Source organism: Mesorhizobium sp. M1342 (assembly GCF_040317955.1).
In the GTDB taxonomy this organism is placed as follows: Bacteria; Pseudomonadota; Alphaproteobacteria; order Rhizobiales; family Rhizobiaceae; genus Mesorhizobium.
In genome coordinates this window covers 93,459-108,540 of the sequence record NZ_JAMYLI010000007.1, presented here as the reverse complement: position 1 = coordinate 108,540, position 15,082 = coordinate 93,459, and the positions used below count along the sequence as shown (strand labels likewise).

General features: G+C 63.7%; 14 protein-coding genes. 10 read left to right on the top strand and 4 right to left on the bottom strand.

The features are described from left to right. Positions 1 to 16: 16 nt before the first annotated feature. Positions 17 to 1,063: an ornithine cyclodeaminase gene (ocd, locus tag NKH06_RS09240; RefSeq protein ID WP_352795664.1), complete on the top strand. Its 1,047-nt coding sequence runs from the start codon at positions 17 to 19 to the stop codon at positions 1,061 to 1,063. A 12-nt stretch (positions 1,064 to 1,075) separates the two neighbouring features. On the opposite strand, the gene NKH06_RS09235 is transcribed toward ocd, so the two are convergent. From NKH06_RS09235 to NKH06_RS09220, 4 genes are all read right to left on the bottom strand, one after another. Beyond that, on the bottom strand, positions 1,076 to 2,179 hold the full coding sequence (locus tag NKH06_RS09235; RefSeq protein ID WP_023809054.1) for an alcohol dehydrogenase family protein: 1,104 nt from the start codon (positions 2,177 to 2,179) through the stop codon (positions 1,076 to 1,078). Positions 2,180 to 2,187: 8 nt separating this feature from the next. Continuing rightward, entirely contained in the window at positions 2,188 to 3,567 is a 1,380-nt protein-coding gene (locus NKH06_RS09230; RefSeq protein WP_023809053.1) for an aspartate aminotransferase family protein, read from the bottom strand. A gap of 38 nt (positions 3,568 to 3,605) precedes the next feature. Next, entirely contained in the window at positions 3,606 to 5,099 is a 1,494-nt protein-coding gene (locus tag NKH06_RS09225) for an NAD-dependent succinate-semialdehyde dehydrogenase (protein WP_352892806.1), read from the bottom strand. Between the two features lie 129 nt (positions 5,100 to 5,228). Continuing rightward, the gene (locus NKH06_RS09220; RefSeq protein ID WP_023809051.1) at positions 5,229 to 5,720 is read right to left on the bottom strand and encodes an Lrp/AsnC family transcriptional regulator; all 492 of its coding nucleotides are present in this window, start codon (positions 5,718 to 5,720) and stop codon (positions 5,229 to 5,231) included. Between the two features lie 81 nt (positions 5,721 to 5,801). Between NKH06_RS09220 and ehuR the strand changes: the two genes are divergently transcribed. From ehuR to doeA, 9 genes are all read left to right on the top strand, one after another. Then, positions 5,802 to 7,187 carry a MocR-like ectoine utilization transcription factor EhuR gene (ehuR, locus tag NKH06_RS09215; protein ID WP_023809050.1) on the top strand — a complete coding sequence of 462 codons (1,386 nt, stop codon included), beginning with the start codon at positions 5,802 to 5,804 and terminating at the stop codon, positions 7,185 to 7,187. 125 nt (positions 7,188 to 7,312) lie between these two features. After that, on the top strand, positions 7,313 to 8,098 hold the full coding sequence (gene ehuA, locus NKH06_RS09210; RefSeq protein WP_023809049.1) for an ectoine/hydroxyectoine ABC transporter ATP-binding protein EhuA: 786 nt from the start codon (positions 7,313 to 7,315) through the stop codon (positions 8,096 to 8,098). Between the two features lie 87 nt (positions 8,099 to 8,185). Next, positions 8,186 to 9,037, top strand: a complete 852-nt coding sequence (ehuB, locus tag NKH06_RS09205) for an ectoine/hydroxyectoine ABC transporter substrate-binding protein EhuB (protein WP_023809048.1) — start codon at positions 8,186 to 8,188, stop codon at positions 9,035 to 9,037. Positions 9,038 to 9,209: 172 nt separating this feature from the next. After that, the gene (gene ehuC, locus NKH06_RS09200) at positions 9,210 to 9,869 is read left to right on the top strand and encodes an ectoine/hydroxyectoine ABC transporter permease subunit EhuC (protein WP_023809047.1); all 660 of its coding nucleotides are present in this window, start codon (positions 9,210 to 9,212) and stop codon (positions 9,867 to 9,869) included. Positions 9,870 to 9,903: 34 nt separating this feature from the next. Beyond that, entirely contained in the window at positions 9,904 to 10,563 is a 660-nt protein-coding gene (gene ehuD, locus NKH06_RS09195) for an ectoine/hydroxyectoine ABC transporter permease subunit EhuD (RefSeq protein WP_352440712.1), read from the top strand. Positions 10,564 to 10,566: 3 nt separating this feature from the next. After that, positions 10,567 to 11,343, top strand: a complete 777-nt coding sequence (eutA, locus tag NKH06_RS09190; protein WP_352440711.1) for an ectoine utilization protein EutA — start codon at positions 10,567 to 10,569, stop codon at positions 11,341 to 11,343. Positions 11,344 to 11,529: 186 nt separating this feature from the next. Next, the gene (gene eutB, locus NKH06_RS09185; RefSeq protein ID WP_352440710.1) at positions 11,530 to 12,522 is read left to right on the top strand and encodes a hydroxyectoine utilization dehydratase EutB; all 993 of its coding nucleotides are present in this window, start codon (positions 11,530 to 11,532) and stop codon (positions 12,520 to 12,522) included. A 232-nt stretch (positions 12,523 to 12,754) separates the two neighbouring features. Beyond that, the gene (eutC, locus tag NKH06_RS09180) at positions 12,755 to 13,747 is read left to right on the top strand and encodes an ectoine utilization protein EutC (protein WP_352440709.1); all 993 of its coding nucleotides are present in this window, start codon (positions 12,755 to 12,757) and stop codon (positions 13,745 to 13,747) included. 151 nt (positions 13,748 to 13,898) lie between these two features. Further along, positions 13,899 to 15,077, top strand: a complete 1,179-nt coding sequence (doeA, locus tag NKH06_RS09175) for an ectoine hydrolase DoeA (RefSeq protein ID WP_023809042.1) — start codon at positions 13,899 to 13,901, stop codon at positions 15,075 to 15,077. The last annotated feature ends 5 nt before the right edge of the window (positions 15,078 to 15,082 follow it).

Here is a 15,082-nt window from a genome sequence, read left to right as displayed (position 1 = left end):
GCAAGGACAAGAAAAAATGATTCCCAATCTCAACATCGTCCCCTTCGTCAGCGTCGACCACATGATGAAGCTGGTGCTGAAGATCGGCGTCGAGCGCTTCCTCGTCGAACTCTCAGGCTACATCGAGGACGATTTCCGCCGCTGGGAACTGTTCGACAAGACGCCGCGCGTCGCCTCGCACAGCGCCGAAGGCGTCATCGAGCTGATGCCGACCAGCGACGGCGAGGTCTATGGCTTCAAATATGTCAACGGGCACCCCAAGAACATGCGCGAGGGCCGCCAGACGGTGACCGCCTTCGGAATGCTCGCCGATGTCCACAATGGCTACCCCGTATTGCTGTCGGAAATGACCATCCTGACCGCGCTGCGCACGGCGGCGATGTCGGCCCTGGCCGCCAAGTACCTGGCGCCGACTGGCTCCGACTGCATGGCGCTGATCGGCAACGGCGCTCAGGCCGAATTCCAGGCGGTAGCCTTCAAGGCGCTGCTCGGCGTCGACAGGCTGAGGCTTTACGACATCGATCGCAAGGCCACCGAAAAATGCATCCGCAATCTGGCCGGCCTCGGCTTCGACATGGTCGCCTGCGGCACCGCGCAAGAGGCGGTAGAAGGGGCCGACATCATCACCACCGTCACCGCCGACAAGCAGTGCGCCACCATCCTCACCGACAACATGGTCGGCTCCGGCGTGCACATCAACGCCGTCGGTGGCGACTGTCCCGGCAAGACCGAACTGCACCGCGATATCCTGCTGCGCTCCGACATCTTCGTCGAATATCCGCCGCAGACGCGCATCGAGGGCGAGATCCAGCAGCTTGCACCAGATCACAAGGTGACCGAGCTGTGGCAGGTGATGTCGGGCGCCGTACAAGGCCGGCGCGATGCGACCCAGATCACGCTGTTTGATTCGGTCGGTTTCGCCATCGAGGATTTTTCGGCACTGCGTTACGTCAGGGATCAACTGCGCTCGACCGGCCTCTATCAGGAACTCGACATGCTGGCCGACCCCGACGAGCCGCGCGACCTGTTCGGCATGCTGCTGCGGGCGGCCCAGCAGGGTTGAGACATCGGTCGTTCAGATAGCCGAACCCCACATGGCATCCGGCACCACCACCAGCTTGCCGACGAAATCCTTGGCGATGAAATCCGCTTGCGCATGGTGGAAATCGGAGAGCTTGTAGACGCCGCCGACCAGCGGCCGGATCTTTTTCGCCTCGATGTGCCCGACGATGCGGCGGAAATCCGCGCGCGTGCCCTGGCTTGAGCCATGCAGCTGCAATTGCTTCAGGTACATGGTCCTGAGATCGAGCTGCACGACCGGGCCGGCGATTGCGCCAGCCGTGGTGTAGCGGCCCTCGGGCCTGAGAATACGCAGGAGGTCATTGAAGATGGCACCGCCAACGAGGTCGGCGACAACGTCGATCGGCTGGCCTCCGGTCGCCTCGTTCACGGCATGCGGCAGGTCGGCAACGCCACGGGTGATGACAGCCTCTGCGCCGATGTCGCGCACCGCCTGCTCCTTGCCCTTGCCGACGACGGCATAGGGGATGGCGCCGCGCGCCCGTGCCAATTGCACGATGCCGGAGCCGACGCCGCCCGAGGCGCCGGTGACCAGCACGCGCTCGCCGGCCTTGAGCGCGGCGCGCTCCAGCATCTGTTCACCGGTCAGGTAGGCGCAGCAGAAGGTGGCGAGTTCGATATCGCTCATGTCGGTGTCGATGACATGAGCGTTCTCGGCCGGCACCGCCTGGTATTCGGCGTAACCACCGTCGCGGCCGTGGCCCATATAGTCGATGTCGGCGAGCGAATCGTCGTCGCGATTGTAGATCGAGAAATCGACCATCACCCGTTCGCCGATACGGTCCGGCGACACTCCTTCGCCGACAGCGGCGACGATACCGACGGTGTCCGTGCCCTGGATGCGCGGGAAAACAAGCGTGTTGCCCTGGCGGCGCCATGTCGACACGGCGGCAGCGTCCTCCTCCGTGCCATAGGCGCCCTGGCGCACCCAGACATCGGTGTTGTTCATCCCGCAAGCGCTGACCTTGACCAGCACTTCACCGGGAGCGGGCGAGGGCACTTTCACGTCGCTGCGGTAGACGAGTTTTTCCGGTCCGCCGTGCCCGGTCAGCAGCACGGCGGCCATGGTGGCGGGGAGGGTCCTGGTCATGGCATTCATAGTCACTCTCAGAGATCGGCAAACACGTTTTTCACCGCATCGGCTGTCTTCGACACGACGATGTCGGCTTCCTCGCGGGTCAGGCAGAGCGGCGGCGCAAAGCCCAGAATGTCGCCCTGCGGCATGGCGCGGCCGATGACGCCGCTTGCGGCAAGCGCCGTCGCCACCTGCGGCCCGATCTTGAGCGAAGCGTCGAAGAACACCCGGTCGTCCTTGTCGGAGACGAACTCCACCGCCGCCAGCATGCCGTCGCCGCGGACGTCGCCGACATTCCTGTGGCCGCCGACCGCCTTGGCCAGTTCGGCGCGGAAATAGGCGCCTGTCTCGCGGGCATTGGTCACAAGATCCATCTCGTCGATCAGTTCGAGATTGGCGACGCCGGCGGCAACGCAGATCGGATGCGCGGAATAGGTCCAGCCATGGCCGAGCGAACCGAGTTTGTCGGAGCCTTCAACCAGCACCTGCCACATCTTGTCCGCGACGATGACGCCCGACAGCGGCGCATAGGCCGAGGTCAGGCCCTTGGCGATGGTGATCAGGTCCGGCTTGATGCCGTAGTGGTCGGAGCCGAACATGGTGCCCAGCCGGCCGAAGCCCGTCACCACTTCGTCGGCGACCAGCAGCACATCGTACTTCTTAAGCACCGCCTGGATCTTTTCCCAATAGAAGGCCGGCGGCGGCACGATGCCGCCGGTGCCCAGGATCGGCTCGCCGATGAAGGCAGCGACCGTTTCCGGGCCCTCAGCCAGGATCATCTCCTCGAGCTTGTCGGCGCAATGCTGCGAAAATTGCTCCTCGCTCATCGAGCGGTCGGCGCGGCGGAAATAATAAGGCGCCTCGGTGTGCAGGATCGGCGCGCGCGGCAGGTCGAAGGCGTTGTGGAACAGGTCGAGCCCGGTCAGCGATCCCGTCATCACGCCCGAGCCGTGATAGCCGCGCCAGCGCGAGATGATCTTCTTCTTCTCCGGCCGGCCGAGCACGTTGTTGTAGTACCAGATCAGTTTGATGTTGGTTTCGTTGGCATCCGAGCCTGAGAGGCCGAAATAGACCCTCGACATGCCTTGCGGCGCGCGGTCGATGATCATCTTGGCGAGCGTGATCGAGGCTTCGGTGCCGTGGCCGACATAGGCGTGGTAGTAGGCGAGGTTCTTCGCCTGGGCGGCGATGGCGTCGGCGATCTTCTGGCGGCCGTAGCCGACATTGACGCAATAGAGGCCGGCGAAGGCATCGAGGCTCTTCCTGCCATTGTTGTCCCAGACGGTGACGCCTTCGCCGCCGGCCATGATGCGCGTCGGGCTTTCGCCCCGCGCATGCGTGCCCATATGCGTCGAGGGATGGAAGAAGTGGTCGCGATCCCAGGCGGCGAGTTCGTTGGACTGGTCGAGCATTCTTTTAACTCCTGACAAAAGGGTGATTCCGGTGCAGCTTAAGCTACATCGAGGCAGAGATATTTGAGATCGGTGAAAGCCTCGAGTCCGTGGCGCGAGCCTTCGCGCCCGATGCCCGATTGCTTGACGCCGCCGAACGGGATCGGCGCGCCGGTGATCTTGACGCGGTTGATGGCGACCATGCCGTAGTCGAGCGCGCGGCCCATGCGCTGCTGCCGGCCACCATTCTCCGTTACGACATAGGCGACGAGGCCATACTCGGTGGCGTTGGCGCGGGCAATCACTTCATCCTCGCTGTCGAACGGCGTCACGGCGGCAACCGGGCCAAACGTCTCCTCGCGCATGATCAGCGCCTCGTCGGAAACATCGGCCAGCAGTGTCGGCTGGTAGAACAGGGGGCCAGCCTGATGTCGCTTGCCGCCGGTGAGGCAGCGCGCGCCATGGGTCAGCGCGTCTGCGACCTGCTCTTCCACCTTCTTGATGGCGCGCTTATGCATCAGCGGCCCGATGTCAATGTCATCTGCAAGGCCATTGCCGGTCCGCAGCGTCTCGATGCGCTTGGCGAAGGCGGCGCAGAACCGATCGTAGATCGGACGCTGGACGTAAATGCGGTTGGCGGCGAGGCAGTCCTGGCCCGACGTGGCGAATTTGGCGTCGATGGCGATATCAACCGCTTTGTCCAGATCGGCATCGGCAAAGACGATCAGCGGGGCATGGCCGCCAAGCTCCATCACCAGCCGCTTCATGGTCGCAGCACTCTGCGCGGCGATCAGCCGGCCGATCTCGGTCGAGCCGGTAAAGCTCATGGCGCGAACGCGCGGGTCTTCGCACATCCGCCCGACGATGGTCGAAGCCTTGCCGGTGACGATGTTGAAGGCGCCTGCGGAGAGGCCGGCGCGCTCACCGAGTTCGGCCAGCGCCAGCGCCGACAGCGGTGTTTCCGAGGACGGATGCGCAACGATGGTGCAGCCGGCGGCAAGGGCTGCCGCAGCCTTGCGGGTCAGCATCGCCGACGGAAAGTTCCACGGCGTGACGATGCCGACGACACCGAGCGGCTCGCGCCGCACGATCATTTCGGCGTTCGGCAGATGGCTGGTGACGCTCTCGGCGTTCAGGCGTTTTGCTTCCTCGGCATACCACTCGATGAAAGAGGCGGCGTAGTCGATCTCGCCCAGCGATTCCTGCAGCGGCTTGCCCTGTTCCAGCGTCATCAGCAGAGCCAGATCATCCTTGGCGCCGATGATCAACTCGAACCATTTGCGCAGGATTTTGGAGCGCTCCTGCGGCAACAGCGACCGCCATGCCGGAAAGGAGCGTGCGGCGGCATCGATCGCCTTTGTCGTCTGCCGTGCATCTAGCGCGGCGACGAAAGCGACAGTCGTGCCGGTGGCCGGATCGGTGACCTCGAAGCTTTCAGCGGCTTCGCTTGCCGTCCAGTGGCCATCGACATAGGCGAGTTCACGCAGCAGCCGGCGGTCGGTCAGGCGGTCGAGCGCTTCATGGCGATGCGAGCGGGCGAAATGCGCGGACATGGTCGAGACCTCCCGGTTCGGACTGATGCGGGAAGACTATCCGCCCGATGCAGATAGAGAGGCTGTTTGGATGCCTCGAAGGAGAGAGACTCTCTCTTTTGTCCCGCCCCGACAGATGATCTCTCCGCCTTAAGCCGACGCCGGCAGCAGGTCGGCTATGGGCAGCGCGATCTCGTCCTTCACCGTCTTGGTGACGATGTAGGTGAAGTAGCGGTCGATGCCGATTTCCCGTTCGAGCAAGCCATCGACCAGCCGCTGATAGGCGTCGATGTCGCGCGCCATCACCTTCACCACATAGTCGACGCCGCCGCCGACAGACCAGCAGGCGACGATCTCGGGAACATCGCGGATGACGCGCTCGAAGCGGTCGAAATCGGCCTGGCGGTGGTTTGCCAGCGTCACCTCCATCAGGACGGTGGCAACGGGTGCGACGACGCGCATGGCGATCCTGGCGTGATAGCCCGAGACGATGCCGGCCTTCTCCAGCTTGCGCAGCCGCATCCAGCACGGCGTCGGCGACAGGCCGACCTGCTCGGCCAGCGCCAACTTGGTGATGCGTCCGTCGCGCTGGATGGCGTCGAGGATTTTCAGGTCGATCGGGTCGAGTTTCGCGGATGTCATCAGAGCTCACTTTTCGTCCGAGTACCATGACGGCGCATTATTTCGATTGTCAATTGCACTGATTTCGATCTCTAATAAGTCATGACATTGTGGCAACCCGATCCCGCGCTCATCCGGCGCCCGGCCTATCAATCGCTGGCCGACCAGTTCGCGCGCGCCATCCATGACGGGCGCCTCGCCAATGGCGCGCGGCTGCCGACCCATCGACGTCTGGCCGACGACCTCAAGCTTTCTGTGCAGACGGTGAGCCGCGCCTATGAGGAATTGATCCGCCGCGGGCTGATTTCGGGCGAGATCGGCCGCGGCAGCTTCGTCCAGACGCAGCGCCGCGAGCCGGAACCGCCCTATCTGCCGGAGCGGCTCGGCGAAGTCATCGATCTGTCGATCCTGAAGCCGGTCTGCGAGCCGATGCATCTGGAGCGGCTGAAGCAGGCGCTGGGCTGGCTGGCCGAGAACCTGCCGTCGAGTTCGGCACTGTCGTTTCGGCCCAACATGGTGTTTCCGCGCCACCGCGCGGTGGCGGTCGAATGGCTGAAACTGTGCGGTCTCGACACCTCCGCGCAGAACATCAGCCTGACCAACGGCGCCACCGCCGGCATGACGGTAGCGCTGATGAGTGTCGCCCCGCCGGGCTCGACGGTCGCCACCGAGGCGATCGGCCACCATACGCTGGTGCCGTTGGCACGCTATCTCGGCTTCAACCTGGAAGGCCTGCCGATCGACGACAACGGCCTGATCCCGGAAGCGCTGGACGAAGCCTGCCGGCTTTCCGACATCCGCGCGGTCTTCGTGCAGCCCTCGGTGATCAACCCGACGGCGACGTTGATGGATGCGGCGCGGCGCGAGCAGATCGCGGCGGTTGCGCGCAAGCACGACATCGCTATCATCGAGAACGATGTGCTCGGTCCGCTGGTCGAAGACCGGCCGCCGCCGGTTGCCGCGTTCGCGCCGGAGCGCACGCTCTACGTCACCTCCTTCACCAAGATCACCGTGCCCGGGCTGCGCATCGGCTATCTCGTCGCACCCGACCGCTATGTCGCCGCCGTCGCCAACCGGCATCTGGTTTCGAACTGGATGGCGACGCCGCTGGTGGCCGAGATCGCCACAAAATGGGTGACCGACGGGACGGCGATGGAGCTTGTCCACTGGCAGCGCGCGGCTTTGCGGCGCCGGCAGGATATTGCAGCGCAAGTGCTGGCGGGGGTCGGCTATCGCGCCCGGCGAGACGGGCTGCATGTCTGGCTGCAACTGCCGGCCGACCGCGCCGAGGAAAGCTTTGTCGCCCAGGCCCGCCTGCAGGGTGTGGCGATTGCACCCGGCACGTCCTTCCGTATTTCGGCTGCGCCGTGGCATCCGGCGGTGCGTATCTCGCTGGGTTCGACCACCGAGGGGGAACTGCGCGCCGGCCTCGGCGTTGTCACCAAGCTGCTGCTTGGCGATCCGGAACACCTGCTGCTCGCTATCTAGGCTGGGGTTGCTCGGAAATTGTGCGGAATCAGAAATAATTGTCATGATATTATTTTCTCAATTGACATGATTTGGCGCGTTCCGCATCGTTAAGAGCATAGACCTCTCCAGGACGGGGAACTGCAGTGCCCACGCCCATCATCAAGATCGACGCCATTTCAAAAAGCTTCGGCACTTTCAAAGTGCTGGACGGCCTGTCGATGCAGGTCATGCCTGGCGAAAAGCTGGCACTGATCGGCCCGTCGGGCTCGGGCAAGACGACAATCCTGCGCATCCTGATGACGCTGGAGCGCATCGATGGCGGTCATATCCAGATCGACGGTGAGCAGCTCTATCACATGGAACGCAACGGCCAGTTGCTGCCCGCCGATGAGCGACACCTGACAAGGATGCGCCAGAAGATCGGCATGGTCTTCCAGCTGTTCAACCTGTTTCCGCACAAATGCGTCATGGACAATGTCACGCTGGCGCCGATGCTGACCAAGGGCACGCCGCGTGCGGCCGCCGAAAAGCGGGCGATGGAACTGCTCGAGATGGTCGGCATGGCCGACAAGGCGAAAAGCATGCCGGCACAGCTTTCCGGCGGGCAGAAGCAGCGCGTGGCGATCGCCCGGGCGCTGGCGCTGTCGCCAAAGATCATGCTGTTCGACGAGGTGACGTCGGCGCTCGATCCGGAGCTGGTCGAGGAGGTGATGAACGTCATGCGCAAGCTTGCCGCCGAGACCGACATGACCATGCTGCTGGTCACCCACGAGATGGGCTTTGCCCATGATTTCGCCGACCGGGTGCTGTTCTTCGATCGTGGCAGGATCGTCGAGGAGGGCAAGCCCGACGAGATTTTCCGCAATCCCAAGCAGGAGCGCACGCAAGGCTTCCTGAAGAAGATCATCGCGGCCGGACATCGCGTCTGACCGCAATGCCCAAGGCGACGAAGTCGTCCCGAGGTGGCGAGAGCCGCCTCGTAACAAAGCAAGACAAGAAACAAGGAGTTGGGAACAATGAAAAAACTTGGCATTCTGGCTGGCGTCGCTAGCCTTGCGTTGGCGGCGGTGCTGGCCGCCTCGAACGTGGGTTCGGCCGATGACAGCAAGCTCGAACAGCTCAAGGCGCAAGGTTTCGCCCGCCTCGCCATCGCCAACGAGCCGCCCTATACGGCGGTCGCCGCCGACGGCAAGGTTTCGGGTGCCGCGCCTGATGTGGCCCGCGAGATATTCAAGCGGCTCGGCGTCGCCGACGTCGCCGCTTCGATCTCCGAATATGGCGCCATGATCCCTGGCCTGCAGGCCGGTCGCTTCGATGTCGTCACCGCCGGCCTGTTCATGAAGCCGGAACGCTGCGCCGCCGTCGTCTATTCCGAGCCGGTGCTTTGCGATGCCGAGGCGATGTTGGTGAAGAAGGGCAATCCGAAGGGCTTCAAGAGCTATGAGGATGTCGCCAAGGATACGACTGCGACCATCGGTGCGCCGGGCGGCGGCACTGAGGAGAAGCTCGCCCTCAATGCCGGCGTGCCACGCGATCGCGTCATCGTCGTGCCGGATGGCCAGAGCGGCGTGAAGATGCTTCAGGATGGCCGCATCGACGCTTATTCGCTGCCCGTCCTGTCGATCAATGATCTGGTCAAGAAGGCCAACGATCCGAACCTCGAAGTCATCGCTCCGGTGCAGGGCGCACCGGTCTATTGCGACGGCGCCGCCTTCAAGAAGGGCGACGAGGCACTGCGCGACGCCTTCGACGTAGAACTGGCCAAGATGAAGAAATCAGGCGAGTTCGCCAAGATCATCGAGCCCTACGGCTTCTCGGCGGCGGCCGCGATGTCGACCAGCCGCGACAAGCTCTGCGCGGCGAAGTGAAGTAAGGAAGACCCCTTCATCCGGCCCTTCGGGCCACCTTCTCCCGGCTGGGGAGAAGAGGCTGGCGCCGACGCTGGTGGTCTCCTCTCCCCGCCGGGGAGAGGTCGGCCGAGCGTAGCGGAGGCCGGGTGAGGGGGCTTCGACCAAACGTCCAGGTGGAACAGTACATTAGATGACCCAGTGGTCCGGCTATTTCGGCCTGATATTGCAGGGAGCGCTTGTCACCATCGAGCTGACGCTGATGGGGTCGGTGCTTGCGCTGTTCATGGCCTTTCTTGCCGGAATGGGGCGGCTGTCGCGTTTCTTCGTGCTGCGCGCGCTGGCTACCGCCTACATCGAATTCTTCCGCGGCACCTCGATCTTCGTGCAGTTGTTCTGGGCCTATTTCGTGCTGCCCTTCATCGGCATTTCGCTGACCCCGTTGCAGGCCGGCGTGCTGGCGCTCGGCCTCAATGTCGGCGCCTATGCCGCCGAAGTGGTGCGTGGCGCCATCCAGTCGATCGGCCGCGAACAGTATGAGGCCTGCACAGCGCTCAATCTCGGCCGCTGGCAAGGCATGCGCCACATCATCCTGCCGCAGGCGCTGCTGGTGATGCTGCCGACTTTTGGCAACAATGCCATCGAATTGCTCAAGGCGACCGCCGTGGTGTCGCTGATCTCGCTCACCGACCTGACCTTCCAGGCGCAGGTGGTGCGCGCCCAGACCGGCAACACCCTGGTGCCGTTCACCACCATCCTGATCATCTATTTCGTCCTCGCCCTGCTCATCTCGTGGGGCGTGCGCTCGCTGGAACGACGCATGGCGCGCGGCCTCGATGGGGTGCGTGCCTGATGGCCAATTCCCTTCTGACAAATTGGGCTTGCTGATGGAGTGGGATTGGAACTTCGTCTGGGAAATCATGCCGACGCTGATCCAGGGGGTGAAGATCACCATCCTGGCGACGCTGCTCGGCTCGGTGCTGGCGGCGATCGTCGGGCTTGGCATTGCGCTTGCGCGCCGCTCGCCCAACAAAGCGCTGTCGCGCACGGTCGGCTTCCTCGCAGAGTTCATCCGCGGCACGCCATTGCTGGTGCAGCTCTATTTCATTTTCTACGTGCTGCCCGACATCGGCATCCTGCTGCCGCCGCTGGTCGCCGGTGTCATCGGGCTCGGGCTGCACTACGGCACCTACACGGCGGAAGTTTATCGCGCCGGCATCGACAATGTGCCGCGCGGCCAGTGGGAAGCGGCCAAGGCGTGCAATCTGAGCGCCACGCAGACCTGGACCAACATCATCATTCCGCAGGCTATCCCGCCGATGATACCGGCGCTCGCCAATTACTTCATCGCCATGTTCAAGGAAACGCCGCTGCTGTCGGCAATCACCGTGCTGGAACTGATGAACCAGGCCAAAAGCGTCGCCAACACCTACTATCGCTATATCGAGCCGATCACCCTGGTCGGTGCTTTCTTCCTGGTCATCAGTCTGTTTTCGGTCGTGCTGCTGCGCTGGCTGGAACGCCGCTACGGCAAGATCGAGAGGTAGCCGATGAAACCCTTGCCCGAGATCAAGGTCTACCCGAAACGGTCGGCGCTGGATGCGCGCCCGCTGGAGCGGCGCGTCGGCCTGATTATCCTGGCCACCGACCATACCAGCGAACCGGATTTCCGCCGCATGGTGGCGGGCGAGCGGGTCGGCGTCTATGTCGCGCGCATTCCCTATGCCAACCCGACGACGCCTGAAAACCTGCGCAAGATGCAGCCGGCGCTGACGGCGGGCGCGGCCCTGATCCTGCCGGACGAGAAGCTCGATGCCATCTGCTATTCCTGCACTTCGGCCTCGGTGGTGATCGGCGATGCCGAGATCGAGGCGGCGATCCAGGTCGCAAAGCCCGGCGTGCCGGTGGTCACACCGCCGATGGCGGGCGTGCGCGGGCTGCGTGCTCTGGGCGCAAACAAGATCAGCATTCTCACTCCCTACACGGTCGAGACATCCAGGCCGATGGCCGCCTATTTCGCCGCGCGCGGCTTCGAGATCGTCAGCTTCACCTGCCTCGGCTTCGAGGACGACCGCGAGATGGCACGCATCGCACCGGCAACGCTTGTCGACCTGGCGCGTGAAGCGACCGACGCCAGCGCCGATGCGCTGTTCGTGTCGTGCACGGCGCTGCGTAGCGCCCTCGCGGTCACCGGCATGGAAAATTCTATTGGACGTCCCGTGGTGACCAGCAACCAGGCGACCGCCTGGAACTGCCTGAGATTGTGCGGGGATGAGGCGCCGCATCCTGAGTTCGGGCGGCTGATGACGTTGCCCTTGGTTCAGTAAGATTATGTCCAGTGTGAGCGAGCACCCCCCTCTGGCCTGCCGGCTATCTCCCCCTCAAGGGGGGAGATTGGCAGTTCATGCGTCACCGCTCTTCCTGCAACATCGACAATTGGCGAAGGTGTTGCAGCCGCTAATCTCCCCCCTTGAGGGGGAGATGGCCGGCAGGCCAGAGGGGGGCGTTTCGTGATGCCCGCCGTCATTCTCACCGACATCCGTACCGCCCGTGAGCGTATCGCTGGTAAAGTCGAGCGCACGCCAACCGTCTTGTCCCACAGCCTCTCGGAACAGTTCGGCGTCCCCGTTCACCTCAAGCTCGAGCATCGCCAGACCACCGGCAGCTTCAAGCTGCGTGGCGCCTCGAACGCCGTCGCCTCGTTGAACGCCGAACAGAAGGCGCGGGGCGTGGTCGCGGCCTCGACCGGCAATCACGGCCGCGCGCTGGCGCATGCGACGAAGCTTGAGGGCATGCGCGCCGTAATCTGCATGTCGCGCCTGGTGCCCGGCAACAAGCTCGACGAGATCCGCCGGCTTGGCGCGGAAGTCCGCATCGTCGGCGACAGCCAGGACGATGCCCAGCAGGAGGTCGATCGGCTGGTGGCGCAAGAGGGGCTGGTTATGCTGCCGCCCTTCGACCATCCCGACATTATCGCCGGGCAAGGCACGCTCGGGCTTGAGATGATCGAGCAGGTCCCGGATGCCGCCCTCGTTCTGGCCCAGATCTCCGGCGGTGGGCTCGCATCAGGGGTTGCTACAGCCATCAAAGGCGTCAGCCCCCGGACAAAAGTCGTCGGTGTCTCGATGGCGCGTGGCGCGGCGATGAAGGCCAGCCTCGATGCGGGCCAGCCGGTGCTGGTGGAAGAATTGCCGACGCTGGCGGATTCGCTCGGTGGTGGCATCGGCCTCGACAACCGGCTGACCTTCGCCATGTGCCGCGACCTGCTCGACGATGTCGTCCTGCTCAGCGAAGACGAGATCGCCGCCGGCATCCGCCACGCCTATGCGCAGGAGCGCGAGATCGTCGAGGGCGCCGGCGCGGTCGGCATCGCCGCACTGCTCGCCGGCAAGATTACGGCGAACGGGCCGGTGGTTGTGCTTCTTTCTGGCCGAAACATTGATATGGAGCTGCATCGGAAAATCGTCTGCGGTGACACTTCGATAAATGCGGGTCGCGCCGGATGAAACGTCTTTCACGCCGAGTTTCTTCACACCCCCCTCTGTCCTGCCGGACATCTCCCCCGCAAGGGGGGAGATCGGCAGCTTCGATGCTGCCGCTTTTCTTGCGGCGTCTGAGATTGGCGAAGGCAAAGATGAAGTCCAATCTCCCCCCTTGCGGGGGAGATGTCCGGCAGGACAGAGGGGGGTGTGACAGAACGCTGTCCTTTGCAGAGCTTGCCACTCCGGAGCGCGCCGCATGAGCCGGATGACCATCCTTACCGAGAAAGAGTTGCGGGCGATCGTGACACTCGATCTCGATGCCGTCGCCTGCATTGAAAACGCTTTCCGCGCGCTCGCTACCCTGCCGGTGGCGATGCCGCCGATCCTGCGGCTCGACATTCCCGAGTACCACGGCGAGGTCGACGTGAAGACAGCCTATGTGCCGGGCATTGACGGCTTCGCCATCAAGATCAGCCCCGGCTTCTTCGACAATCCGAAGCTCGGCCTGCCCAGCGTCAACGGCATGATGGTGCTGCTTTCGGCCAAGACCGGCCTAGTCGAGGCGCTGTTGCTCGACAATGGCTATCTCACCGACGTCCGCACGGCTGCCGCCGGCGCCGTCGCCGCCAAACATCTGTCGCGGCAGGACTCGTCCGTTGCCGCGATCTTCGGCGCCGGCGTCCAGGCCGGATTGCAATTGGAATCCCTCATGCTGGTGCGGCCGATTGCCGAGGCGCGCATCTGGGCGCGCGATGCGGCAAAGGCCGAGGCGACCGCCGGAGCCCTGCGCGAAAAGATCGGCATCGTCGTGCGCGCTGAATCCGACGCGGCAAACGCGGTCGCCGGCGCCGACATCATCGTCACCACCACGCCTTCGACCGAGCCGCTGATCAAGGCGGGATTCGTTTCCGCCGGCCAGCACATCACCGCGATGGGTTCCGACGCCGAGCATAAGAACGAGATCGCGCCGGCAATCCTGCGCATGGCCGATCTCTATGTCGCCGACAGTGCCCGCCAGACAAGGCGGTTGGGTGAGCTGCACCATGCCATCGCGGCGGGCGTGATGGCCGCCGAGGAAGAGGTGACCGAACTCGGCCAGATCATCGCCGGCGAAAAACATGGCCGGCGCTCGGCCAGCGACATCACCATCGCCGACCTCACCGGCACTGGCGTCCAGGACACGGCGATCGCCACGCTCGCTCGAGATCGCGCGAGGGTGGCCAACTCCGGAACGATTTTCGAAAGCTGATGCTGGCCAAAGCGTGATCCGGAAAAGTGGGAACAGGTTTTCTCGGACAAACAGTTTCCGTTTTGTCCAGAGATCACTCTCAAACAAGAACGACGAGTTGGATTCAAAGCTGATACCGGCCGCAAGGCCCAACAAACGAGGACCAAGAACAATGCAACCGAACCTGAAGTTCTCGCGCGGCGAATTTGCGGATCGTCTCGCCAAAACGCGCAAAGCCATGGAGGTGAAGGGCGTCGATCTTCTTGTTATCAGCGATCCTTCCAATATGGCCTGGTTGACCGGCTATGATGGCTGGTCGTTCTATGTGCACCAGGCGGTTATCGTGCCGCCTTCGGGCGAGCCGGTCTGGTACGGCCGCGGCCAGGACGCCAACGGCGCCAAGCGCACCGCCTATCTCGCGCACGACAACATCGTCGGCTATGCCGACCACTATGTGCAGTCGACCGAGCGCCACCCGATGGATTTTTTGGCGAGCGTGCTTGCGGATCGCGGCTGGGGCAAGCTGACAGTCGGCGTCGAAATGGACAATTACTGGTTCTCGGCGGCCGCCTTCGCGTCGCTGCAGAAGCATTTGCCCAATGCCCGCTTTGTCGATGCCACCGCGCTGGTCAACTGGCAGCGTGCGGTGAAGAGCCCGACCGAGATCGACTATATGCGCAAGGCGGCCCGCATCGTCGAAGCGATGCACCAGCGCATCTTCGACAAGATCGAGGTCGGCATGCGCAAATGCGATCTCGTTGCCGAAATCTATGATGCCGGCACGCGCGGCGTCGACGGTATCGGCGGTGATTATCCGGCGATCGTGCCGCTGCTGCCGTCGGGTGCCGATGCCTCGGCGCCGCATCTGACCTGGGATGACAGACCGATGAAGCGGGGCGAGGGCACCTTCTTCGAGATTGCCGGCTGCTACAATCGCTATCACTGCCCGCTGTCGCGCACCGTCTTCCTCGGCAAGCCGACGCAGGAATTCCTCGATGCCGAGAAGGCGACGCTGGAAGGCATGGAAGCGGGGCTGGCCGCGGCGAAACCCGGCAACGCCTGCGAGGACATTGCCAACGCCTTCTTCGGTGTCCTCAAGCGATACGGCATCATCAAGGACAACCGCACCGGCTATTCGATCGGACTGTCCTATCCGCCGGACTGGGGCGAGCGCACGATGAGCCTGCGTCCCGGCGACCGCACCGAACTCAAGCCCGGCATGACCTTCCATTTCATGACCGGCCTGTGGCTGGAAACGATGGGACTGGAAATCACCGAGTCCATCCTGATCACCGAAACCGGTGTAGAGTGCCTGGCCAATGTGCCGCGTAAGCTGGCGGTGAAGGATTGAGCCCG